The sequence below is a fragment of the Mesorhizobium sp. M0938 genome, assembly GCF_040319125.1.
GTDB classification, from domain to species: domain Bacteria; phylum Pseudomonadota; class Alphaproteobacteria; order Rhizobiales; family Rhizobiaceae; genus Mesorhizobium; species Mesorhizobium robiniae.
Genome location: NZ_JAMYNS010000001.1, coordinates 256,696 through 278,219 on the forward strand (window position 1 = coordinate 256,696; position 21,524 = coordinate 278,219).

The window sequence follows — 21,524 nt, forward strand, 5'->3', positions numbered from 1 at the left end:
ATGATGGGGCACACAGCATCGACTGAGGGGTTGGGCGGAGCGACGATGGACGAACGGGTGCCCCGCGATTTCGAGACGCTGCGTAGGACGATCCTGGACCGGCGGCAGAGCCTGCCCAAGCGTATCGCGCAGATCGCCGCCTATGCGCTCGACAATCCCGACGATATTGCCTTCGGCACCGCCGCCAGCATCGCCGCCTCAGCCGGCGTCCAGCCTTCGACCCTGATCCGCTTCGCCCAGCAGCTCGGTTTCGACGGCTTCACCAGCCTGCAGCTGGTGTTTCGCGAGCGGCTGCGCGAGCGCAATTCGTCCTATGATGAAAGGCTGGCGGCCTTGCGCGCCAAGGCCGAGGAAGGCGCCGGTCACCGGGCGATCTTCGACGGCTTCGTCGCCGCGGCCAGCACGTCGCTCAACGATATTTCAGGCAGGTTGAACGAAGACCATTTCGAAGATGCGATCGCCTTGCTGACAAAGGCGGAAACCATCTATGTGCTGGCCAAGCGCCGCTCCTATCCGGTCGCCTCCTACATCGCCTATGCGCTGGGCAAGCTCAAGATCCGCAATCAGCTGATCGAATCGGCCGCCGGCCTCAACGCCGAGATGATCGGCTTTGCCTCGCCCAGGGATGCCGTCATCGCCATCAGTTTCTCACCCTATGCCCCAGCGGCCATCGAGGAAGCGCGCGTCATCTCGGAGCAAGGCGTGCCGATCGTGGCGATCACCGACAGCTCGTTTTCGCCGCTCGCCCAGTTCGCCAAGGTCTGGTTCGAGGTCGCCGAGGCCGATTTCGCCGGCTTCCGCTCGCTGTCGGCGACGATGGCGCTGGCCATGGCGCTGACCGTTGCGGTTGGCGAGAAGCGGCGCGATGCCGGTCGCAAACGCAAGACCTAGGGGCCACTTTTCAGCAAAGGAATGCGCGTTCCATATTGACTATGGATTGGAATTATTATTTCATATTGCCGGCGCCACGCTGCCGCTCGCGCGTGTACCCCAAGACAACAAGGCCGATGGGAGGTTCGAATGGGCGAAGCCGTGGACGCGAAACATGCGCCGCTCGATGTTATCACCATCGGCCGCGCCTCCGTCGACCTCTATGGCCAGCAGATCGGCTCGCGCCTTGAGGACATCACCTCCTTTGCCAAGTCGGTCGGCGGCTGCCCGGCCAATATTTCGGTAGGCACGGCGAGGCTCGGCCTGCGCTCGGCTCTGCTCACCCGCGTCGGCGACGAGCAGATGGGCCGCTTCATCCGCGAACAGCTGATCCGGGAAAGCGTGTCGGTTGGCGGCCTCAGGACCGACCCGGACCGGCTGACGGCGCTGGTGCTGCTGTCGGTCGAGGACGAGGGTATCTCGCCGATGATCTTCTACCGCTCCGACTGCGCCGACATGGCACTTTCGGAAGACGATATCGACGAAGCGTTCATTGCCTCGGCGCGTGCGATCGTCGTCACCGGCACGCATTTTTCGCGGCCCAACAGCGATGCCGCGCAGCGCAAGGCGATCCGCGCTATCAAGGCCAAGGGCGGCAAGGTGGTGTTCGACATCGACTATCGCCCCAATCTCTGGGGGCTCGCCGGCCACGCCGAAGGGTTCGAGCGCTACGTGAAATCAGACCGGGTCTCCGCCCAGTTGAAGACGGTGCTGCCCGACTGCGATCTGATTGTCGGCACCGAAGAGGAGATCATGATCGCGTCGGGCGCCGACGATTGCCTGAGCGCGCTGAAGACGATCCGCTCGCTGTCCAAGGCCACCATCGTCTTGAAGCGCGGCGCCATGGGCTGCATCGTCTATGACGGGCCGATCAGCGACGATCTCGAGGACGGCATTGTCGGCAAGGGCTTTCCGATCGAGATCTACAATGTGCTCGGTGCCGGCGACGCATTCATGTCGGGCTTCCTGCGCGGCTGGCTCGGCGGCGAAAGCCTGGAGACGGCGGCGACCTGGGCCAATGCCTGCGGCGCTTTCGCCGTGTCGCGGCTGCTCTGCGCGCCGGAATACCCGACCTTTGAGGAATTGCAGTTTTTCCTCAAGAACGGCAGCAGGCACCTGGCGTTGCGCAAGGACGAGGCGATCAACCATATCCATTGGGCGACGACGCGCAGGCGCGACATTCCCTCGCTGATGGCGCTGGCCTGCGACCATCGTATCCAGCTTGACGATGTCGCCGCGAAGGCCGGTGCCGACCCGTCGCGCATCCATGATTTCAAGGTGCTGACTGTCAAGGCTGCGGCGAAAGTTGCCGCCGGCCGCGCTGGTTATGGCATGCTGCTCGACGAGAAATACGGCCGCGAGGCGATGTTCGAATTTGCCCGCCATTCCTTCGCCTGGCTTGGCCGGCCGGTCGAACTGCCGGGATCTCGGCCGCTTCGTTTCGAATTCTCGCAGGACATCGGTTCGCAATTGATCGAGTGGCCGGTCGACCATTGCATCAAATGCCTGTGCTTCTATCACCCTGACGACCCGGAGCCGCTGAAGACCGAGCAGCAGCAGAAGCTCAAAGGCCTGTTCGAGGCCGCGCGCAAGGTCGGTCGCGAACTGCTTATCGAGATCATCGCCGGCAAGCATGGCGAGCTCGACGACACCACCATTCCGCGCGCGCTGGAGGAACTCTATGCGCTTGGCATCAAGCCCGACTGGTGGAAACTCGAACCGCAGGCTTCAGCCGGCGCCTGGGCAAAGATCGAGGCGGTGATCCTGAAGAACGACCCATGGTGCCGCGGGATTGTGCTGCTCGGCCTGGAGGCGCCGCAGGACGAACTGGAAGCGGCCTTCGCTGCCACTGCCAACGCGCCCATCGTCAAGGGTTTTGCCGTCGGCCGCACCATCTTCATCAACGCCGCCGAACAGTGGCTTGCCGGCAAGATGTCGGACGAGGAGGCAGTGGCCGACATGGCGTCTCGCTTCGAGAAACTGACCGAGGCGTGGCTTGCCGCGCGTGGCCGCAAAGCAGCATAAGAAGGCGCGGCATAAGGACTGCGGAGGAAAACAAAATGACCAAGACGATCCGCCTGACGATGGCGCAGGGGCTGACCCGCTTTCTTGCCTGCCAGATGACCGAGATCGACGGCAGGAAAATGCCGATCTTCGGCGGCGTCTGGGCGATCTTCGGCCATGGCAATGTCGCCGGCGTCGGCGAAGCGCTTTATCAGGTGCGCGACGAATTGCCGACCTTCCGCGCCCACAATGAGCAGGCGATGGCGCATGCGGCGATCGCTTATGCCAAAGCCAATTTCCGGCGCAGGTTCATGGCGGCGACCAGCTCGATCGGCCCCGGCGCGCTCAACATGGTGACGGCGGCGGCATTGGCGCATGTAAACAGGTTGCCCGTCCTGTTTCTCCCCGGCGATGTCTTCGGCAATCGCATCCCCGACCCTGTCCTGCAGCAGGCAGAGGATTTTTCCGACGGCACGGCGACGGTCAATGACTGCTTCCGGCCGGTGTCGCGCTATTTCGACCGCATCACCAGGCCGGAGCAGATCATCCCGGCGCTCAATCGCGCCATGCAGGTGCTGACCGATCCGGCCGAATGCGGACCGGTGACGCTGTCGCTCTGCCAGGACGTGCAGGCCGAGGCCTATGACTACCCCGAGAGTTTCTTTGCCGAACGGGTCTGGCATCAGCGCCGTCCGCGTCCCGACCGTAGCGAGTTGGCGGCCGCGGTGGCGGCGCTGACGGGCGCGAAAAAACCATTGGTGATTGCCGGCGGCGGCGTGCTTTATTCCCAGGCTTCCGACGAATTGGCGAAGCTGGTGCAGGACGCCGACATTCCGGTCTGCGAGACGCAAGGCGGCAAATCCTCGCTGCCGGACGATCATCCGCTTAACATGGCGGCGGTCGGCGTCACCGGCACTTCGGCGGCCAACCGTCTGGCCGAAGAAGCCGATGTCGTGCTTGCCGTCGGAACCAGGTTGCAGGATTTCACCACCGGCTCCTGGGCACTGTTCAAGAATTCCGGCAAAACCATCATCGGCCTCAACGTCCAGCCTTTCGACGCGGGAAAGCACCAGGCGCTGCCGTTGGTCGCCGATGCGGCGGAAGGGCTCGCCGAACTCGGGGCAGCGCTGAAGGGCTGGAAGGCGCCTCCTGCCTGGGCCGACAATGCGGCCAAGGGCAAGAAGGACTGGCAGGCCGATGCCGGCAAGGTGACGGCGTCGACCAATGCCGCCTATCCCTCCGACGCGCAGGTGATCGGCGCCGTGCAGCGCGCCATGGGGTCCGACGTGATATTGCTTCATGCCGCCGGTGGCCTGCCCGGCGAGTTGCACAAGCTCTGGCAGGCGGGCGCACCCGGCTCCTACCACGCCGAATACGGCTTCTCGACCATGGGCTACGAGATCGCAGGCGGGCTCGGCGTCAAGATGGCCAAACCCGACGAGGAAGTCGTCGTGATGATCGGCGACGGCTCCTATCTGATGCTCAATTCCGAGATCGCAACGTCGGTCATGCTTGGCCTCAAGCTGACCGTCGTGCTGCTTGATAACAGAGGCTATGGCTGCATCAACCGGCTGCAGATGGCGACCGGCGGCGCCAACTTCAACAATCTCTTGAAGGACGCACGCCACGAGGTTCTGCCCGATATCGACTTCGCCGCGCATGCCGCGAGCCTTGGAGCGATTGCCGAGAAAGTCTCGTCGATCGCCGGGCTGGAAACGGCGCTGGCGCAAGCGAAGAAGAATACCAGGACCACTGTGCTGGTCATAGAAACCGATCCGCTGGTCTCGACCGAAGTTGGTGGAAGCTGGTGGGACGTTGCCGTGCCTGAAGTCTCGGCACGGCCGCAAGTGAATGCGGCGCGCAAGAAATACGAGGAAGCACTGAGTGGGCGGGCGCGTTAGCCGCTCACGAAGGCTGTTTTGAATGTTTGACATTGGAGTAACGACTTGAAAGCCAAACTGGGCATGTCCCCGATTGCGTGGTGGAACGACGATCTTGCGGAACTCAGCGATGACGTGTCGCTGGAGGAATGCCTGGCGCAGTCGCGGTCGGCGGGCTTCACCGGCATGGAAATGGGCCGCCGTTTTCCCAGTGACCCTGATATCATGCTGCCGATCCTGAAAGAGGCCGACGTCACGCTTTGCGGCGGCTGGTTCTCCGGCACGCTGGTCGACGAAGACATGGCCAGGAATAAGGACCGCATCCAGCCGATGATCGATCTGTTCAAGGCGGTGAACGCGCCTTGCATCGTCTATGGCGAGGTCGGCCGCTCCATCCAGGGTGATCGCTCGAAGCCGCTCGCCACCAAGCCGAGGCTTTCGGACGACGAGATGAAAGCCTATGCGAGGCGCCTGACGCAATTCGGCGAATGGTGCGCCGAGCAGGGCATGCCGCTGTCCTATCACCATCATATGGCGGCGGTCGTCGAGACCGAGCCCGAACTCGACGCATTCATGCGCTACTCGGGAGAAGGCATTCCGCTGCTGCTCGATGCAGGCCATCTGGTTTTTGCCGGCGGCGATGTTCTGCGTGCCATCGACAACCATCACAAACGCATCAACCACGTGCATGTGAAGGACGTGCGCATGGGGGTGATCGAAAAACTCGACCGCCAAAGACAATCCTTCCTCGATGCCGTGGCACTTGGCGCCTTCACGGTGCCGGGAGATGGTTCGCTGGATTTTGGCGCCATTGTGGAAAGGTTGGCGAACTATGGCTATGAAGGCTGGTTCGTGGTCGAAGCCGAGCAGGATCCCAAAGAGAATCCGCCGCTCAAGATGGCGCAAGTCGGCTACAAGGAGTTGATGCGGGTGATGACGGCGGCAGGCTACGCGGTTGAAACACAGGGCTTCCCTAATGCTTGAATGCAGTGTTCCCGAGCGCGGGCTGATCCGATGCGAGGGCTGATCCGATGAAGGACTCTGAGCATCCGTTCTTCCGGCCTCTGTGGCGGCGCGTTGCCATCGTCGCGGTCTGCCTGGTCTGGGCCGTGGTCGAGTTTGCCACCGGCGCGCCATTCTGGGGCACGATCGCGCTCGGCTTCGCCGGCTATGCCGTGTGGCAGTTCTTCTATCTCTACAAGCCGGCCGCTGGGGACAAGGCTTCGGCCGACACCGAACCGAAGGAATAAAGCAGTCCATGGCGCTGAAGTTTTTGTGGATCGATACCGCGTGACTGATAGATCGCATGCGTCGGCGATTGGCCGGAACACCCCTCGCTTCGTCATCCTAGGGCGGAGCAAGGAGCGCAGCGACGCGGCGAAGACCCTAGGATCCATGCCATGACTTCGAAGTGTTATGACGGTGCAGAATTCTGCTCCGCTGTGCCCTTCGGCCAAGGTTACGGCATGGATCCTAGGGTCTTCGCGACGGAGCTTCGCTCCTGCTTCGCCCTAGGATGACGAAGTTGGAAGGCCTCGGCCAATCTCTCCAAGGTTTCGCGACAATCCATCGAAATCTTGGCTGCGCCAATCGAGTGTCGAGGAATAGGAGAGCGACAATGTCAGAACTGCTCGTCAAAGCCGATAAGGGCCATGGCCGCGTCGCCCATGTGACGCCGCAAAGCGCCGGCTGGACCTATGTCGGCTTCGATCTGCATCGATTGCGGCCAGGCGAGACGGTCTCGGGGCAAACTGCGGATCGCGAAGTCTGCCTGGTGTTCGTCACCGGCAAGGGCAAGGCCGCGGCCGGCGGCAAGGATCTCGGCCTGCTGGGCGAACGCATGTCGCCCTTCGAGGGCAAGCCGTGGTCCGTCTATGTGCCGCAGGGCTCTGGCTGGTCAGTGACTGCCGACACCGATCTCGAACTCGCGGTCTGCTCGGCGCCTGGGCTTGGCGGCGGACTGCCGGTCCGCATCATCGGGCCGAAGGATCTCGGCCAGGAGGTTCGCGGCAAGGGCACCAACACGCGCTACGTCACCAACATCCTGCCCGAGGGCAAGCCGGCCGATTCCTTGCTGGTGGTCGAGGTCATCACGCCGGGAGGCCATACGTCGAGCTACCCGCCGCACAAGCATGACCAGGACAATCTGCCTGATGAGTCCTATCTCGAGGAGACCTACTATCACCGGCTCAACCCGCCGCAGGGTTTTGCCTTTCAGCGCGTCTATACCGATGCCGACAGGAATGGCGCTCGTTCGCTCGATGAGACGATGGCGATCGAGGACGGCGACGTCGTGCTGGTGCCAAAGGGCTATCACCCTTGTGCCGCCTGCCATGGCTATGACCTCTACTATCTCAACGTCATGGCCGGGCCGAAGCGGACGTGGAAATTCCACAACGCGCCCGAGCACGAATGGCTGATGAAGAGCTGATCGCGCGGCTCTTCCGGGTCGGCAAACTGGCCCAAAGCGAAAAAATCGTCGGCTAATGACCCGCCTGAACAACTTTGTTATCAGGAGCGATCATCAGCTTCGTCATTTCGTCATGCAAATCGCCTATGGCAGCGGGAGTTGACGAGGACTTTCGATGCGCTACGCTATCTATTTCACCCCCCGGCAGGACGAACCGCTGGCGCGGATCGCCGCCAATTGGCTCGGCCGCGACCCATTCGGCGCCGCCACAAGGCCGGTCGAGGCCGTGGGCGAGCTGTCGGCGGCGGAGGTGGCCTTTCATACCGCTTCGGCGCGCCGCTACGGCTTCCATGCGACGCTGAAGGCGCCCTTCCGGCTGGCCTCGAACGAGACGGAGGCCTCGCTTCGCGCGGCCCTCGACGATTTTGCCGAGACGACGCCGGTGGTGATGATCCCGCGTCTGGTCGTCAGCCAGATCGATGGCTTCTTCGCGCTAGTGCCGGAAGGACCGCTGCCGACGCTCAACCGCTTCGCCGACGACGTCGTGCGAGACTTCGACCGTTTTCGTGCACCGCTGAGCGAGGCAGAAATTGAACGGCGCAGCCCCGATTCGCTGAAGCCGGCCGAATTCCGCAATCTCTGCCAGTGGGGCTACCCCTATGTGTTCGAGACCTTTCGGTTCCATATGACGCTGTCCGGCCGTGCCTCGCCACAGGAAAGCCCACGTCTTCGCTTAGCAATCGACAGCCTGTTTGCGCAGGTCCTGCAAAAACCGGTGCCGGTGGACGCGCTGACCCTGTTTGTCGAAACCGAACCTGGCGCCCCGTTCATGGTGCTGTCCCATCACGCGCTCGGACGCCGCCCGGCCAGAAAAACTGCCTGAAATGACCGTTCGTTTTAACCGTATTTGTCCGACGCCAATTGATCCCAACTGGCTGCAAGATGCTCCAAGGACTGCCCTGAAATGACCGCCGAGACCGTTCTCAACAATGCCCGCATCGTGCTTGCCGACGAGATCGTCGAAGGATCGATCGTGCTGCGCGACGGCTTGATCGCCGGGATCGATGCCGGTGCCGGCCGGAGTGGCGAAGATATGGGCGGGGATTTCATCATTCCCGGGCTGGTCGAGCTTCATACCGACCATCTCGAAGGCCATTACGCCCCACGGCCGAAAGTACGCTGGAACCCGATCGCCGCCGTGCTCGCCCATGATGCGCAAGTGGCGACCGCCGGCATCACCACCGTGCTCGATGCCTTGCGCGTCGGCATGGACGACGATGCCGACATGAATTCGGCCGATATGCGCAAGCTGGCCGACGCGATCGAGGACAGCGTCCAGCAGGACCGACTGCGGGCCGATCATTTCATCCATCTGCGCTGCGAGGTTTCGGCGCCGGACTGCCTCGCAGGCTTCACCCATTTCGACGGCGATGAGAGGATCAAGCTGGCGTCGCTGATGGACCATGCGCCGGGGCAGCGCCAGTTTGTCGACTTGGAAACCTATGCCTATTACTACCAGCGCAAGCTGAAGCTGACGGATCGCGAATTCCAGCAATTTTGCGAGAAGCGGATGGCGGAGTCGGCGACGAATTCTGGACCGAACCGCGCCTTCATCGCCGCCGCCTGCCATCAGCGCGGCATCGTGCTGGCCAGCCATGACGACGCGACATTGGCCCATGTCGACGAAGCGACCGAACAAGGTGTCCGCGTCGCCGAGTTCCCAACTACGGAAGAAGCCGCCAGGGCCTCGAAAGAGGCGGGCCTCGGCGTGCTGATGGGCGCGCCCAACGTCATGCGCGGCGCCTCGCATTCGGGCAATGTCTCGGCCCGCACGCTTGCCGGCGAAGGCCTGCTCGACATACTGTCGTCCGACTACATTCCGTTCAGCCTTATCCAGTCGGCGTTTTTCCTCGGCGAAGTGGTCGACGGAATTTCCCTGCCTCAGGCGGTGGCGATGGTTTCGAAGAATCCGGCCGAGGCGGTCGGCCTCACCGATCGCGGCGTTATCGAGCAGGGCCGGCGCGCCGATCTGGTTCGTGTACGTCTCGACGACCATGTCCCGGTGGTCCGCACGGTCTGGCGGCAGGGACGACGGGTCGCATGATGGCGTCGGGGTTGATCGAGCGTGAATTGTCGGCCGAGGCGTTTCCGATCCGCGACGGCGTCTTCGTCGCCGTGGTCGGGCCGAGCGGCGCCGGCAAGGACACGGTGATCGGCTATGCCCGCACCCTGTTTGCCGACGAGAGCCGGCTGGAGTTCGTCCGCCGGGTCATCACCCGGCCGAGCGACACGGCAAGCGAAGATCACGACACGCTGGCCGACGCAGCCTTTACCGAGGCCGAAGCGGACGGCGCCTTCGCCATCTCCTGGGAGGCGCATGGCTTGCGCTACGGCATCCCGGCTGACGTCGACTGGTCGGTCGCCAATGGCCGCGTCGCCATTGCCAACGTCTCCCGCGCCATCATCCCGGTTCTACGCGAGCGTTACGCCAATCTGGCCATCGTCGAGATCACCGCTTCACCGGAAATCCTGGCCGAACGGCTGGCCATGCGCGGCCGCGAGTCGCGCGGCGAAGTGCTGGCGCGGCTTTCGCGCAGCGCCAATCTGGCGTTGTCCGGGCCAGGCGTCACCTCGATCGACAATAGCGGCGCGCGCGAGGCAGCCGGCGAGCGCTTCGCCGATGTGCTTCGCAAGGCGATGGCGTTCTCGGATATCTCGGGCCTGATCTAGGCTGCCCCTTACCTTCTCCCACAAGAGGAGAAGGGAGAGGCGGAGCCACTATTCCGCCGCCGCACCAGCCGCGCTCTTGCGGGCTGCCCCCAGCATCAGCCGCCGCTCCCGGAACACGCCCCATTGCTGGTCGACCAGCACGCCGATGAGGATCACCCCGCCCATCACCGCGAAGTTGAGCGAGGACGGGATGCCGAGCAGGTTGACGAGGTTTTGCAGCTCCTGCAGGAGAACCGTTCCGAGGATGACGCCGATCAGCGAGCCTTCACCGCCGCGCAGCGAGAAGCCGCCGAGCACGGCTGCGGCAATGGCATAGAGTTCGTAGAACTGGCCGTGGCTCGCCGGCGAGATCGAGCGCGTGTACATGGCGAAATAGATCGCCGACAGCGCCGTCAGCACACCGCAGATAACATAAGCCGCTATGACGACGCGCCCGGTGCGGATGCCGGAATATTTCGCCGCCTCCTCATTCTTGCCGATGGCGTAGAGATAGCGGCCGAACACCGAACGGTGCAGCACCACCCACATCACGATGGCGATGACGATCAGCGCGATGAAGCTGTTCGGCACGCCCCAGGATCGTCCCGCGGTCAGGAATTCGAGCTCCGGAAAGTTCTGTCCGAAGGCGAAGCCCGCCGTGCCGTCGGCAGTGTAGAAACGCGCGACGCCGCGATAGATCAAAAGGCCGCATAGCGTCACCACGAAAGGCTGCAATTTGAGCCGCGTGATCAGCCAGCCATGCGCCAGCCCGATGAGGCCGCCGAGCACGAGGATCAGCGGCAGCGCCACCGGCCATGCCATACCGCGCGTGGCGATGAAATCGACGAACAGGACGCCGAGCAGCGCGACCACCGAGCCGACCGACAGTTCGATGCCGCCGGTGATGATGACGAAGGCCTGGCCGATCGCCAGGATGCCGAACAACCCGATCAGGTTCGATGTGTTGGCGAGGTTGATCGGCAGTAGGAAGCGCGGATTGATGATCGCCACCACTGCCCCCACCACAAGGATCAGGATCAGCAGGCCGAGATCTTTCTTGCTCATCGTGTTCTCCCCGTTGCCTGCGAACTATTTCGGCTGTTTGCCAACCGCCAGCAGCAACACGTTTTCCTGGCTGAACTGTTCCTTGTCGAGAATGCCTGAGATCTGGCCCTCATGCATGACGGCGATGCGGTCGGAGACGCCGATCACCTCCTCCATGTCGCTCGAAATCATCAGCACGGCGACGCCGGCATCGGCCAGCGCCCGCATTAGGCCGTAGATTTCGGCCTTGGCGCCGATGTCGATGCCGCGTGTCGGTTCATCGAGGATCATCACCTTCGGGTTCATGGCCAGCCACTTGGCCAGCACCACCTTTTGCTGGTTGCCGCCTGACAGCGTGCCGGTGCGCGTCGCCACCGAGGGCGCCTTGATGCCGAGATTGCGTTTCTGCTTCTCGGCGGTAACGGCTTCGGCGCCGGCAGAAACCAGGAACCGCCGGGCATGCGCCGGCAGGTTGGGGAGCGAAATATTCTGGGCAATCGACAGGTCGAGCAGGATGCCGGTGAGCTTGCGGTCTTCCGGGACGAGGAAGATCCCGCTGGCCACCGCGTCCGCGGCCGCACCGAGAACCAGGTCTTTTCCATCAAGCTGGAGCGCACCGCCGAGGCTCTTTTCGATGCCGAAAAGCACGCGCGCCAGTTCGGTGCGGCCGGAGCCGACAAGACCCGCCAGGCCGAGGATTTCGCCATGCCTGACGCCGAGATCGACCGGCCGGTCGGGATAGGCACTCGTGCGAACGGCCTTGGCCGATAGGGCCACGGCGCCGGGCGGGCGCGCCGATTCCGCGGCCTTCTCCCTCTCCTTCAGCATGCGGCCGATCATCAGCTTGACCATCTGGTCGTGATTGATGGCGTTCTTCGGCAGCGTGCCGGCGAGCATGCCGTCCCTCAGCACGACAACGCGATCGGCGACCCGCTCGACCTCGTGAAGGCGGTGCGAGATGAAGATGACGCTGATGCCCTCCGTCTTCAGCGCCTTGATGACATCGAGCAGCTTGTCGGTTTCGGCAAGGGGCAGGCTCGATGTTGGCTCGTCGAGGATGACCAGCCGCGCCTCGATCGACAGCGCCTTGGCGATTTCGACCATCTGCTGCTGGGCAAGCGACAGCGCCGATACCGGCATGTCGGCGGAGAAATTGGCACCCACACGTTTGAGCAGCGGCGCCGCCAGCGCGCGCAGCCTGGCGCGGTCGACAAGCCTAAGCGGGCCAGCACGCAGCGGCTCGCGGCCGAAGAAGATGTTGGCGGCGACGTCAAGGTTTTCGAACAGGTTGAGTTCCTGGTGGACGAAGGCGATGCCGGAACCGATGCTGGCTTCGACCGTCAGCCCGTCATGGGAGACGCCGTCGACGATAATCGTGCCGGTGTCGGGGGTGGTCACGCCGCCGAGTATCTTCATCAGAGTCGACTTGCCGGCGCCGTTTTCGCCGACGAGACCGATGACCTCGCCGGGCCTGACCTCCATCGAAAACCCGTCCAGCGCGACCACGCCGGGGTAGGTCTTGCGCACGCCCTCGAGACTGAGGAACGGGGCAATCGTGGATGCGCCGATGGATGTGTCGGAATAATTCATCATGCCTGACAGCAGCCGGTGGGCCGTTCTGGCCACATCTGCAGACTGACGATCCTCGCAGGGTTCGTCAATGCGAGCCGCCGGCCCGGGGCGAACCTCGAGCCGGCGCAACTGCCTTCGTCTTAATTGCCGGACATCGCCTTCAGACTGGCGGCATAGGCGTCGACGTCGTCCTTGCCGATGATCTTGGTCGGCACGATGATCAGCCCATCGGCGGGAACGCCTGACTTGTCGCCCTTGAGATAGGCGGCCATCAGCTTCATGCCCTGATAGGCCCATTCGAAGGGCTGCTGCACGACCGTGCCGGCGATGGTACCTTCCTTGACGCCGCCCAGCGTGATCGGATCGTCGTCGAAGCCGACGACGGTGACCGAGCCGAGCTTGCCGGCGTCGCGCAGCGCTTCATAGATGCGCGGCGTGTTGTAGGAATAGAAGCCGACCATGCAGGTGACGTCGGGGCTGGCGACCAGCGCGTCCTCGACGTTCTTCTTAGCGCGGGCCTGGTCGATGTCGTCGCCACGAACGTCGATCAGCTCGATCTTGGTGCCGGCGAGCCCTTCCTTCATGCCCTCGATGCGCTCCTTGGCATTGTCGGCGCCGAGCAGGCCGACGAAGCCGAGGCATTTGCCGCCGTCAGGCATCGCCTTCTTGGCGATCTCGGCCGCTTGCTTGCCGGCGTCTATATTGGACGAGCCGATATAGGCGACCCGCTTGGTCTGCGGCGCGTCGCTGTCGGTGGTAAACAGTGCCGTCTCCGAAGCGATCTTGTTCAGTCCGTCGGTCGAGGTCTTGGGATCGACGGCCGAAACCATGATTGCCTTGACGCCGGCCGTCACCAGATCGTCCATCAGCCGCTGCTGGATGGCGACCGACGACTGCTCCGGATATTTGAGCTCCAGATTGTAATCGGGCAATTCGCCCTGCGCCTTCTTGACGCCGGCTTCGGCCGCCTTCCAGAAGTCGGAAGCGCCGTTGACGACGAAGGCCAGCGTCGGTTTGTCCTGGGCGCGGGCAATTGCCGTGATGGACAGGCCAAGAGCCAAGGCCACGGCGGCGACGGACGCACTTCGTATCGCAGATTTCATGTTCAACCTCCCGTTTGATTCAGTCATTTTCGCTGATCTGAATTGTCGAATGCGGCTTGGACGCCCTCCTCCTCAAGGGGTGCTGGCAGCGAAAGAACGGCGCCATTCCAGCCGCGATCTGAACTCTAGAGACTCATTGGCTGTTCGTATAGTCCGATTTGTCCGACATTTCGTAGTTGCGTGGCGTTGCGTTTGCCGGCCCAAGAGCCGCGAATGCCGCGCCACACACCTGCTTCCTGTCATCGCCCTTTCGATCCCGGGCCGGCATGACAAATTGACTTTAGAACGCTTACGGCTATTAGTAAATAGTATTAGTCTTCTGGGCGAACGTTGCTGCCGTTTGCCCATTGGCTGCTGCCGCAGGGATGCGAGAGGGAGGAAACCCGCCTTTCGAGACCGCACCTTGTCTCATATTGTTCTCTTCGCGCTGATAGTCATTCGACTGCCAGGATGGTAATAATGATTAATCAATTGCTTTTCTTATAAACGCGGCGTGCCGTCCTTCGGCCTTTAACGACGCCTAGGACGGCCTCTGGGTTAGCAAGCCGGAAATTTGGAACACAATGCCATGAGCGACCCGACGGATCTGCGCGATCCACCTCTTGAAGCCTCCAGGCGCCGAAAGCCATCGGGCAAGAAACCCAAGGGCCGCGTCACCATGACCGATATCGCAAGGGCCGCCGGCTGCTCGCAGGCGACGGTTTCGTTCGTCCTCAACAACACGCCGGGCATCAGGCTCTCGCAGCAGACCCGCGATCGGGTGATCGAGGCCGCGCGGGGTCTCGGCTATGCGCCACCTGCCTTCTCTGCTCTTCGCGGTCCTGTCGCCTCGTTCGAGGGGCTGGATGGGGTGATCGGCTTCGCGGTCGACCAACTGGCGACCAGCCCCGAAGCGGTCGTCGCCATCGAAGGTGCGCGCCAGGCCTCGTGGAACGCCGGCAATGTCGTGCTGGTCGCCCAAACTTTGGGTGATTCCGTCATGGAGCCGCGCGCCATTGCGGCACTGACGAAGCGAGGCATTTCGGCGCTGATCTATATGACGATCTTCACGCGCGAGATCGTCGCGCCCGATTACCTCTATGGTCTCGACATCCCGGTCATCCTGCTCAACTGCTATACCGCCGACTACGCCTTCCCTGCGGTGGTGCCGAGCGAAATCGCCGGCGGGCAGAGCTCCACCCGCCACCTGATCAGCCATGGCCACCGCCGCATCGCCACCATCACCGGCGAGCCCTGGATGCAGGCGGCGCAGGACCGGCTGAAGGGCTACCGCCGGGCGCTGGCGACTGCCGACATCCCGTTCGATGCGGAGCTGGTGGTCGAGGGCGACTGGTCGGCGAGCGCCGGCTACGCCGCGACAGTCAAGCTGCTCGCGCTCAAGGATCGCCCGACCGCCATCTTCTGCCAGAACGACCGCACCGCGATCGGCTGCTACGAGGCGCTCAAGGAAGCCGGCCTGCACATCTCCCGGGATATCTCGGTCGTCGGCTATGACGACGAGGAAATCGCCCGCCATCTGTTCCCGCCTTTGACGACGTCGATCCTGCCGCATATGGCGATGGGGCAATGGGCGATCGAGCAGCTTGAGCTTCCCGCACCGCCCGGCCGCGGCCGGCACCCGATCACCAAACTCGAATGCCCGCTGGTCGAACGGGAATCGGTCGGTGCTGTGGCGCCTGCGCGCTAGCACGGTCCGGCAGCCGGCTGAGGACCTCCAGACTTCGGGCAAATGCAAAAACGCCGCACTGATATGATTGCCGCACTCTGGTTGCGGCGCAGTCTGGTTGTGGCGAAATCTTGTACTCAAGGATACAGTGGATTTGATTCCGCTCACTGTCCGCGCCGGCTTTCGAGCCCGATCTCTTCGCTGACCTGAACATGCGGATCGCAACCGCCAGGCGCGGTCTGCATTAGGGGAAAATAGGATGCCTTTGACGCTTCTCATCGATTCGTATTGTGCTGCCTGGTCGGATGAGAACGCCCAGCAGCGGCGGGCGTTGCTGTTGCCGATCTGGAGCGAGGGCGCAACGTACACGGACCCTACGGTCCATGCGGCTGGCGTGGAAGAATTGCTCGCGCATATCGCAGGAGTTCTAGCCAAGCATCCCGGTGCCCGCATCTTACGGACAAGTGACGTGGATGTTCATCACGGGATCGCTCGCTTTGCGTGGAAGTTTGTGATGCCTGATGGATCGTTCTTCCCTGAGGGTTTGGACATCGCCTTCCTCGATTCCAGCCAGAAGCGGATAACGCGTATCATCGGCTTTTTTGGGCCGTTGGTAAGGTCTTCGGCGTCATAGGCCACAGCAAGTTATTCAACCCGATCGATCATCTTCGGCAATCCTCTTAAGAGACCGAGCGGCTACCGCATCTTGTCCCGGTCGCAAAATCGTCGCGACGATCCAGGCGGTGCCCGGAGATTCGAGGATATGTTCAGTCGGCCGGACCAGCAAACAGTATGAGATTTCCGTCCGGGTCCAGAATAATGAAATTTCGAGCACCCCACGGCTCTTTCTTGAGCGTCTGGTGAAAATCCACTCCGGCAGCTTGGAAATCCAGAAAGAGGCGCTTGATCTCGCTTGCCGTATCGACCGTGATTGAGGCGGAGAGCAGATGTTCGCGTTGTCGTATATCGTCAACAAATACAGGCTCGCAGACCAGCCGCAGTGCGAGCTGCGCTTTGTCACGTATAACCTGCCCGTAGAACGGTGGGTCCCCGTAAACGAAGTCGATTGCAAAGCCGAGTTTGTCCGCGAAAAAGTCACACGACGCTTTGATGTTGGAGACGAACAGTTGCGCAGAGGCGGAACTCAGAATGGGGCGGGGGGTGTTCTGTCTGGTTTGAGTGGTCATGGCATGGGCTCCTGACTTGAGCGCCTGCCATCCCTCGAATCCCAATTGACGCGCGACAAGTTCTTGCGCGTCATTTAGCTTGAAGCTGGATTCCAGTATCTGGGTATCGTCCAGGTGCTGAAATCGTGGCAAAGCAGCCCGGATCTGGGCCGCGACCGGATAATACCGCTCGCGATGCCACCGCAAATACTGCTTGGCTTGCTTCTTAAGGTTTTCGAGGTTCGGCATAGGCGCTACCTTTGAAGTTCGCAGGCGGGCATTGCCCAGTCGGCCCAAAGCCGGTGCACCCTACGTAGCGCTATTTTCAAAATGCAAAATTCGCGTGAGATCGTCAAGAACCACGCCTTTAGTGCTCTCCTGCGATTAATAGTGCGAAACAGAACTTAGGAGTTTTGCGACCGGGCCTTCGCCATCACGCTGATCGACCAGCGCGTGCCAGCCCGTGCGCCACCAGCCGATCGATGATCTCGGGGTAGCTGACGCCGCTTGCCGCCATCGCCTTGGAATACATGCTGATATCGGTGAAGCCGGGAATGGTGTTGAGCTCGTTGATGAGGATGCGCATGTCCGGCGTCACGAAGAAATCGACGCGGGCCATGCCGTCGCAGCCGACCGCACGGAAGGCCTTTGCCGCTGTCTCGCGGATATTGCCTTCGATCTCCTGCGGCAGTTCGGCAGGGACTTTCAGCGCCGCGCCGTCCGCGTCGATATATTTGGCGTCGTAGCTGTAGAAACCGTGGCTCTGTGCCGGCACGATCTCGCCGGGACGGGAAACGAAGAGCCCGCCTTGCGTATCCTCCAGCACGCTGCACTCGATCTCACGGCCTCGAATGAATTCTTCGGCCAACAGCTTGCGGTCGTGCCTAAAACCTTCCGTCAGCGCTGCCCCGTAGTCTTTTTCAGCCGAAACCTTACTGACGCCGACAGAGGAGCCCTGCCGGGCCGGTTTGATGAAAAGCGGAAGCCCAAGCGCGCTCTGCAGTTCCGCAAAGGCCGGTGAGGCGTCGCGTTCGATTGTCATGGACCGCGCGGTGGGCAAGCCCGCCTCGTTCAGCAGCCGCTTGGCAATGTCCTTGTCGAGGGCTGTGGCCGAACCGAGAATGCCGCAGCCGGCGAGCGGAACGCGCGCCACCTCCGCGAGCCCTTGCACGGAGCCGTCCTCGCCATGGAGGCCGTGCAGGGCGGGAAACAGGATGTCGATGGCAGGCAGTTCGTGGGGCGCACTATTCGTCGGGATCGCCAACACCCGTCCTTGCCCGCCCGGCACCAGACAGACTTCCGTACCGCTCGAAGGTTTCGCCAGCGTGCCGTGCGCGAAGCTGCTCAGCAGCCATTGTCCTTGGCGGGTGACGAAGATGGGAACGGCTTCGTATTTCGCGGGTTCCAGCGCACGCATGATATTGGTTGCCGACAGAACCGAAACGTCATGTTCGGCGGAGCGTCCGCCAAAGAGGACTGCAATACGCAGCCTGTTCGAGGTGTCGGCCATGGGCATCTCCAAATGGTCTGGCAGGGGGATTCCGTCAGTGGGCACGTTGGGCCCGCGTCTTGGCGCTCAGCCTGAATGTTCCCTGACGAGGTGGCGAAAGTTATACAGAATGGTTATTCGTATACCGGTATACGAACTTTGATCTGTCCGTTCAATACCTATCCGAGAAAAGGGGGTGTTTTGGGGCGGTCTTCTCCTGTGAGCGGCCGTAACAGGATGCGCATCTGACGATGCCAGGAGGACGGCCTCTTTGAGCACGTGAAAGGTGCGCTTCAATTCGCGATGCAAGTGCTATAGTTAGACCATGAGGGCGGCTTGCCGCTTACCGAGGCAACGACGGCGAAAGCGTATTTTGCCGCAGTGTATGACGAACCGTACCGGTGAGATGAGACGAAGCGGTCGAAGACAGGGTAGCTTAAGGCCCGGCATTCTGCTCAGCATGGGTGCTGGTCTGCGGCTGCTCGCTTCATTGCTCTTTTTGATCTGGACCATCCCTGCGGCAACGGCCGACCACGTCGGACAGCACCTTGCCAAGGAGCAGATGCGGCTCGGCGCAACCGAGCCCGCCACACACCCGACTTTCCTTGTCCGCGACATTGCGCGCCGTGTTGCTGCCGAGACTTCCCGTTTCAAGACGGGAACGCCTGCCATTGCGGGAAACGGCAAGCCCTTTTGCATTATCCCGGATCTGCACCTGCCGCTCGAAACCGCGTCAGCCGCACCGTTTGCTGTACGGCCTGAAGACGGGCCGAACCTGTCGCCGATCCGCGCCTTCGATGCGCGCGCGCCTCCGCTTCTCACGGCATGACCTTGGCCGCGCGACCGCGGCCCCGACTTCCAAAACTTTCACATCGCGTTCCGTTCGGGCTCTCATCGGGTTGCTCGCCGATCGGAACGCCAAAGCACTTGTCGGAGGCGGTTTCCGCCCGATATGGGCTGAACGGATAAAAATATGCTGCATTTTTCGCGCTGGAAGACCATTCTCATCTGGCTGACGGTCCTGGCCGGTATCCTCTACGCAGCGCCCAATTTGGTTCCCGCCTCCACTCTGGCATCGCTGCCGAATTGGCTGCCAAAGCAGCGGCTGACGCTGGGGCTCGACCTGCAGGGCGGCTCGCATATCCTGCTCCAGATCGATCGGCAGGATCTCGCCAATGAACGCCTCGAATCGGCCCGCGACGAGGTCCGCACATCGTTGCGCGACGCCCAGATCGGCTATACCGGGCTTACCGGCACCGCCAGTTCGATCCAGGTCCGCATTCGCGACCAAGCTCAGATCGAAGCTGCGAAGAGCACGCTTGAAAAGTTGACGCAGCCGATCTCGACCGGACTTTTCATGAGCGGCTCCGTGACCGAGATGGAGATGACCGAGCCGGAGCCGGGCCTGCTGCGTTTTACGCTGACCGAAGCCGGGATCGACTACCGGATCGCCGCGGCGCTGACTCAATCGATCGAGGTGGTGGGCCGGCGCGTGAACGAGCTCGGCACGACCGAGCCGATCATCCAGCGCCAGGGATCGGACCGCATCATGGTCCAGGTGCCGGGCCTGCAGGATCCGCAGCGGCTGAAAGATATCCTAGGACAGACCGCGAAGCTGACTTTCCAGATGGTCGACCACTCGATTCCGGTCGAGGAGGCGATCTCCGGCCGGCCACCGGCGGGCTCGACGGTCATGTATTCGACGGACGAGCCGCGGGTCCCCCATCTGATCGAGAACCGGATCATCGTCTCCGGCGAAAACCTCGTCGACGCGCAGGCAACCTTCGACCAGCGCACCAACGAGCCGGTGGTCTCGTTTCGCTTCGACAGCCGCGGCGCCGGCCGCTTCGGTCAGGCTACTCAGACCAATGTCGGGCGCCTGTTCGCGATCATTCTCGACAATGAGGTGATCTCCGCGCCGCAGATCCGCGAACCGATCCTGGGCGGCACCGGGCAGATATCCGGCAGTTTCACGGTGGAAGGCGCGAACGACCTTGCGGTCCTGCTGCGCGCCGGCGCGCTGCCTGCCGACCTCACCATCGTCGAGGAACGTACCGTTGGCCCCAGCCTCGGTAGCGATTCGATCGACGCGGGACAGTTCGCGGCAATCGTCGCCGGGTTCCTGGTCGTCGGCTTCATGTTGTTCGCCTATGGACGACTGGGCCTGATCGCCAACATCGCGCTCCTGGCCAACGTCGCATTGATCATCGCCGTCCTGTCCATTCTCGGCGCGACGCTGACGTTGCCTGGCATCGCCGGCATCGTGCTGACGATGGGCATGGCGGTCGATTCCAACGTCATCATCTTCGAGCGCGTCCGCGAAGAGAGCCGCCAAGGGCGCTCGATCGTGCAGTCGATGGATTCCGGGTTCAAACAGGCGCTGGCGACCGTCGTCGACGCCAATGTGACGACGCTGATCGCCGCCGTCATCCTGTTCTTTCTCGGCTCAGGACCGATCAAGGGGTTTGCCGTCACCCTCGCCATCGGCATCGTCACCACCGTGTTCACGGCGTTCACGCTGACGCGTTGGCTGGTCGCGTTCTGGCTTCGCCGGCAGCGCCCGAAAGCCATGCCCAGCGGCGTCATGCGCCTGGTGCCCGACGATACGCGCGTGCCTTTCATGGCATTCCGAAAGTACGCCTTCGCACTGTCCCTGCTATTGTCGATCGCTTCGGTTGCGGCGTTCTTCACTGTCGGCATGAACTACGGCATCGACTTCCGCGGCGGGTCGAGCATCGAGGTGCAGGCGAAGGGTCAGCAGGCCGACATCGGCGACATCCGCGAGCGGCTGACGGGTCTCGAACTGGGCGAAGTCCAGGTGCAGGAGTTCGGGTCGACCCGGGATGTGCTGATACGCATCGGCACCCAGGGGGGCGGCGACGTTGCCGAACAGTCCGCCGTTCAGAAAGTGAGAAGCGCGCTCGAAGCCGACTACGAGTTCCGCCGCATCGAAGTCGTCGGTCCGACTGTATCCTCGGAACTCGCGTTCAACGGCACAATGGGCGTGCTCGCCTCGCTGCTGGCAATGCTCGTCTACATCTGGGTCAGGTTCGAGTGGCAGTTCGGGCTCGGCGCCATCATTTCGACGTTCCACGACGTGATCCTGATGGTCGGCTTCTACGTCGTCGCGGGCATAGAGTTCAATTTGACCTCGATAGCCGCGATCCTCACTATCGTTGGCTATTCGATCAACGATACGGTTGTTGTCTATGATCGGATCCGCGAAAACCTGCGCCGCTATAAGAAGATGCCGATCGCCGAGTTGCTCGACCTGTCGATGAACCAGACGCTGGCGCGAACGGTCCTGACCGGCGTGACCACGCTGTTTGCGCTGGCGGCGCTTTCGATCTGGGGCGGCGAGGTCATCCAGTCCTTCACGATCGCGATGATCTTCGGCATCCTCGCCGGGACCTATTCCTCCATCTTCGTCGCCGGCCCGCTGCTGATCCTGTTCAAGCTCCGGCCGGGCGCCCTCAGTCCGGAAGACGCCGCACCGGCGAAAGAGCTGCCGGCGCGACCCGCCTCATGACGCAACGATGGGCGGTAGCGAG

General features: G+C 62.5%; 18 protein-coding genes. 13 read left to right on the top strand and 5 right to left on the bottom strand.

Annotation, left to right across the window (positions count from 1 at the left end):
- Window positions 1-45: 45 nt before the first annotated feature.
- From NKH73_RS01175 to phnN, 9 genes are all read left to right on the top strand, one after another.
- Window positions 46-891 carry a MurR/RpiR family transcriptional regulator gene (locus NKH73_RS01175; protein ID WP_352926884.1) on the top strand — a complete coding sequence of 282 codons (846 nt, stop codon included), beginning with the start codon at window positions 46-48 and terminating at the stop codon, window positions 889-891.
- Window positions 892-1,020: 129 nt separating this feature from the next.
- Window positions 1,021-2,955: a bifunctional 5-dehydro-2-deoxygluconokinase/5-dehydro-2-deoxyphosphogluconate aldolase gene (locus NKH73_RS01180; RefSeq protein ID WP_352926886.1), complete on the top strand. Its 1,935-nt coding sequence runs from the start codon at window positions 1,021-1,023 to the stop codon at window positions 2,953-2,955.
- A gap of 35 nt (window positions 2,956-2,990) precedes the next feature.
- Window positions 2,991-4,835 (top strand): 3D-(3,5/4)-trihydroxycyclohexane-1,2-dione acylhydrolase (decyclizing), encoded by a 1,845-nt coding sequence (gene iolD, locus NKH73_RS01185; protein WP_352926888.1) that lies wholly within the window; start codon window positions 2,991-2,993, stop codon window positions 4,833-4,835.
- Window positions 4,836-4,880: 45 nt separating this feature from the next.
- The gene (gene iolE / locus NKH73_RS01190) at window positions 4,881-5,798 is read left to right on the top strand and encodes a myo-inosose-2 dehydratase (RefSeq protein ID WP_352926890.1); all 918 of its coding nucleotides are present in this window, start codon (window positions 4,881-4,883) and stop codon (window positions 5,796-5,798) included.
- Window positions 5,799-5,845: 47 nt separating this feature from the next.
- Complete coding sequence (locus tag NKH73_RS01195; RefSeq protein ID WP_352926893.1) at window positions 5,846-6,064, top strand: DUF3329 domain-containing protein; 219 nt, start codon at window positions 5,846-5,848, stop codon at window positions 6,062-6,064.
- Between the two features lie 368 nt (window positions 6,065-6,432).
- Entirely contained in the window at window positions 6,433-7,245 is an 813-nt protein-coding gene (iolB, locus tag NKH73_RS01200) for a 5-deoxy-glucuronate isomerase (RefSeq protein ID WP_352926895.1), read from the top strand.
- 154 nt (window positions 7,246-7,399) lie between these two features.
- A complete protein-coding gene (locus NKH73_RS01205; protein WP_352926897.1) occupies window positions 7,400-8,107 on the top strand; it encodes a DUF1045 domain-containing protein in 708 nt (235 codons plus the stop codon).
- Window positions 8,108-8,188: 81 nt separating this feature from the next.
- Window positions 8,189-9,328: an alpha-D-ribose 1-methylphosphonate 5-triphosphate diphosphatase gene (locus tag NKH73_RS01210; RefSeq protein WP_352926900.1), complete on the top strand. Its 1,140-nt coding sequence runs from the start codon at window positions 8,189-8,191 to the stop codon at window positions 9,326-9,328.
- Window positions 9,325-9,954, top strand: coding sequence for a phosphonate metabolism protein/1,5-bisphosphokinase (PRPP-forming) PhnN (gene phnN, locus NKH73_RS01215; protein ID WP_352926903.1), 630 nt, complete (start codon window positions 9,325-9,327; stop codon window positions 9,952-9,954). Before NKH73_RS01210 ends, phnN begins: the two co-directional genes overlap by 4 nt.
- A gap of 48 nt (window positions 9,955-10,002) precedes the next feature.
- Here phnN and NKH73_RS01220 read toward each other — a convergent pair whose 3' ends face one another.
- From NKH73_RS01220 to NKH73_RS01230, 3 genes are all read right to left on the bottom strand, one after another.
- The gene (locus tag NKH73_RS01220) at window positions 10,003-10,998 is read right to left on the bottom strand and encodes an ABC transporter permease (protein WP_352926906.1); all 996 of its coding nucleotides are present in this window, start codon (window positions 10,996-10,998) and stop codon (window positions 10,003-10,005) included.
- A gap of 24 nt (window positions 10,999-11,022) precedes the next feature.
- Entirely contained in the window at window positions 11,023-12,567 is a 1,545-nt protein-coding gene (locus tag NKH73_RS01225) for a sugar ABC transporter ATP-binding protein (protein WP_352927650.1), read from the bottom strand.
- A 122-nt stretch (window positions 12,568-12,689) separates the two neighbouring features.
- Window positions 12,690-13,652 carry a sugar-binding protein gene (locus NKH73_RS01230; RefSeq protein ID WP_352926909.1) on the bottom strand — a complete coding sequence of 321 codons (963 nt, stop codon included), beginning with the start codon at window positions 13,650-13,652 and terminating at the stop codon, window positions 12,690-12,692.
- 568 nt (window positions 13,653-14,220) lie between these two features.
- Here NKH73_RS01230 and NKH73_RS01235 point away from each other — a divergent pair.
- The gene (locus NKH73_RS01235) at window positions 14,221-15,339 is read left to right on the top strand and encodes a LacI family DNA-binding transcriptional regulator (RefSeq protein ID WP_352926912.1); all 1,119 of its coding nucleotides are present in this window, start codon (window positions 14,221-14,223) and stop codon (window positions 15,337-15,339) included.
- A gap of 238 nt (window positions 15,340-15,577) precedes the next feature.
- Window positions 15,578-15,952, top strand: coding sequence for a hypothetical protein (locus NKH73_RS01240; protein WP_352926915.1), 375 nt, complete (start codon window positions 15,578-15,580; stop codon window positions 15,950-15,952).
- 133 nt (window positions 15,953-16,085) lie between these two features.
- Here NKH73_RS01240 and NKH73_RS01245 read toward each other — a convergent pair whose 3' ends face one another.
- Both NKH73_RS01245 and NKH73_RS01250 read right to left on the bottom strand, forming a co-directional pair.
- Window positions 16,086-16,733, bottom strand: a complete 648-nt coding sequence (locus NKH73_RS01245; RefSeq protein WP_352926918.1) for a VOC family protein — start codon at window positions 16,731-16,733, stop codon at window positions 16,086-16,088.
- Window positions 16,734-16,917: 184 nt separating this feature from the next.
- Window positions 16,918-17,994 (bottom strand): D-alanine--D-alanine ligase family protein, encoded by a 1,077-nt coding sequence (locus tag NKH73_RS01250; protein ID WP_352926921.1) that lies wholly within the window; start codon window positions 17,992-17,994, stop codon window positions 16,918-16,920.
- A gap of 439 nt (window positions 17,995-18,433) precedes the next feature.
- Between NKH73_RS01250 and NKH73_RS01255 the strand changes: the two genes are divergently transcribed.
- Together NKH73_RS01255 and secDF are read left to right on the top strand one after the other, a co-directional pair.
- Window positions 18,434-18,802, top strand: coding sequence for a hypothetical protein (locus tag NKH73_RS01255; RefSeq protein WP_352926923.1), 369 nt, complete (start codon window positions 18,434-18,436; stop codon window positions 18,800-18,802).
- Between the two features lie 144 nt (window positions 18,803-18,946).
- A complete protein-coding gene (gene secDF, locus NKH73_RS01260; RefSeq protein ID WP_352926926.1) occupies window positions 18,947-21,502 on the top strand; it encodes a protein translocase subunit SecDF in 2,556 nt (851 codons plus the stop codon).
- Window positions 21,503-21,524 lie beyond the last annotated feature (22 nt).

What these genes read in the sequence shown, in the direction of transcription:
- NKH73_RS01175 (WP_352926884.1), top strand. Translation starts at nt 46, where the DNA reads ATGGACGAACGGGTGCCCCGCGATTTCGAGACGCTGCGTAGGACGATC.
- NKH73_RS01180 (WP_352926886.1), top strand. Translation starts at nt 1,021, where the DNA reads ATGGGCGAAGCCGTGGACGCGAAACATGCGCCGCTCGATGTTATCACC.
- iolD (WP_352926888.1), top strand. Translation starts at nt 2,991, where the DNA reads ATGACCAAGACGATCCGCCTGACGATGGCGCAGGGGCTGACCCGCTTT.
- NKH73_RS01195 (WP_352926893.1), top strand. Translation starts at nt 5,846, where the DNA reads ATGAAGGACTCTGAGCATCCGTTCTTCCGGCCTCTGTGGCGGCGCGTT.
- iolB (WP_352926895.1), top strand. Translation starts at nt 6,433, where the DNA reads ATGTCAGAACTGCTCGTCAAAGCCGATAAGGGCCATGGCCGCGTCGCC.
- NKH73_RS01205 (WP_352926897.1), top strand. Translation starts at nt 7,400, where the DNA reads ATGCGCTACGCTATCTATTTCACCCCCCGGCAGGACGAACCGCTGGCG.
- NKH73_RS01210 (WP_352926900.1), top strand. Translation starts at nt 8,189, where the DNA reads ATGACCGCCGAGACCGTTCTCAACAATGCCCGCATCGTGCTTGCCGAC.
- phnN (WP_352926903.1), top strand. Translation starts at nt 9,325, where the DNA reads ATGATGGCGTCGGGGTTGATCGAGCGTGAATTGTCGGCCGAGGCGTTT.
- NKH73_RS01220 (WP_352926906.1), bottom strand. Translation starts at nt 10,998, where the DNA reads ATGAGCAAGAAAGATCTCGGCCTGCTGATCCTGATCCTTGTGGTGGGG.
- NKH73_RS01225 (WP_352927650.1), bottom strand. Translation starts at nt 12,567, where the DNA reads ATGAATTATTCCGACACATCCATCGGCGCATCCACGATTGCCCCGTTC.
- NKH73_RS01230 (WP_352926909.1), bottom strand. Translation starts at nt 13,652, where the DNA reads ATGAAATCTGCGATACGAAGTGCGTCCGTCGCCGCCGTGGCCTTGGCT.
- NKH73_RS01235 (WP_352926912.1), top strand. Translation starts at nt 14,221, where the DNA reads ATGAGCGACCCGACGGATCTGCGCGATCCACCTCTTGAAGCCTCCAGG.
- NKH73_RS01240 (WP_352926915.1), top strand. Translation starts at nt 15,578, where the DNA reads ATGCCTTTGACGCTTCTCATCGATTCGTATTGTGCTGCCTGGTCGGAT.
- NKH73_RS01245 (WP_352926918.1), bottom strand. Translation starts at nt 16,733, where the DNA reads ATGCCGAACCTCGAAAACCTTAAGAAGCAAGCCAAGCAGTATTTGCGG.
- NKH73_RS01250 (WP_352926921.1), bottom strand. Translation starts at nt 17,994, where the DNA reads ATGGCCGACACCTCGAACAGGCTGCGTATTGCAGTCCTCTTTGGCGGA.
- NKH73_RS01255 (WP_352926923.1), top strand. Translation starts at nt 18,434, where the DNA reads ATGGGTGCTGGTCTGCGGCTGCTCGCTTCATTGCTCTTTTTGATCTGG.
- secDF (WP_352926926.1), top strand. Translation starts at nt 18,947, where the DNA reads ATGCTGCATTTTTCGCGCTGGAAGACCATTCTCATCTGGCTGACGGTC.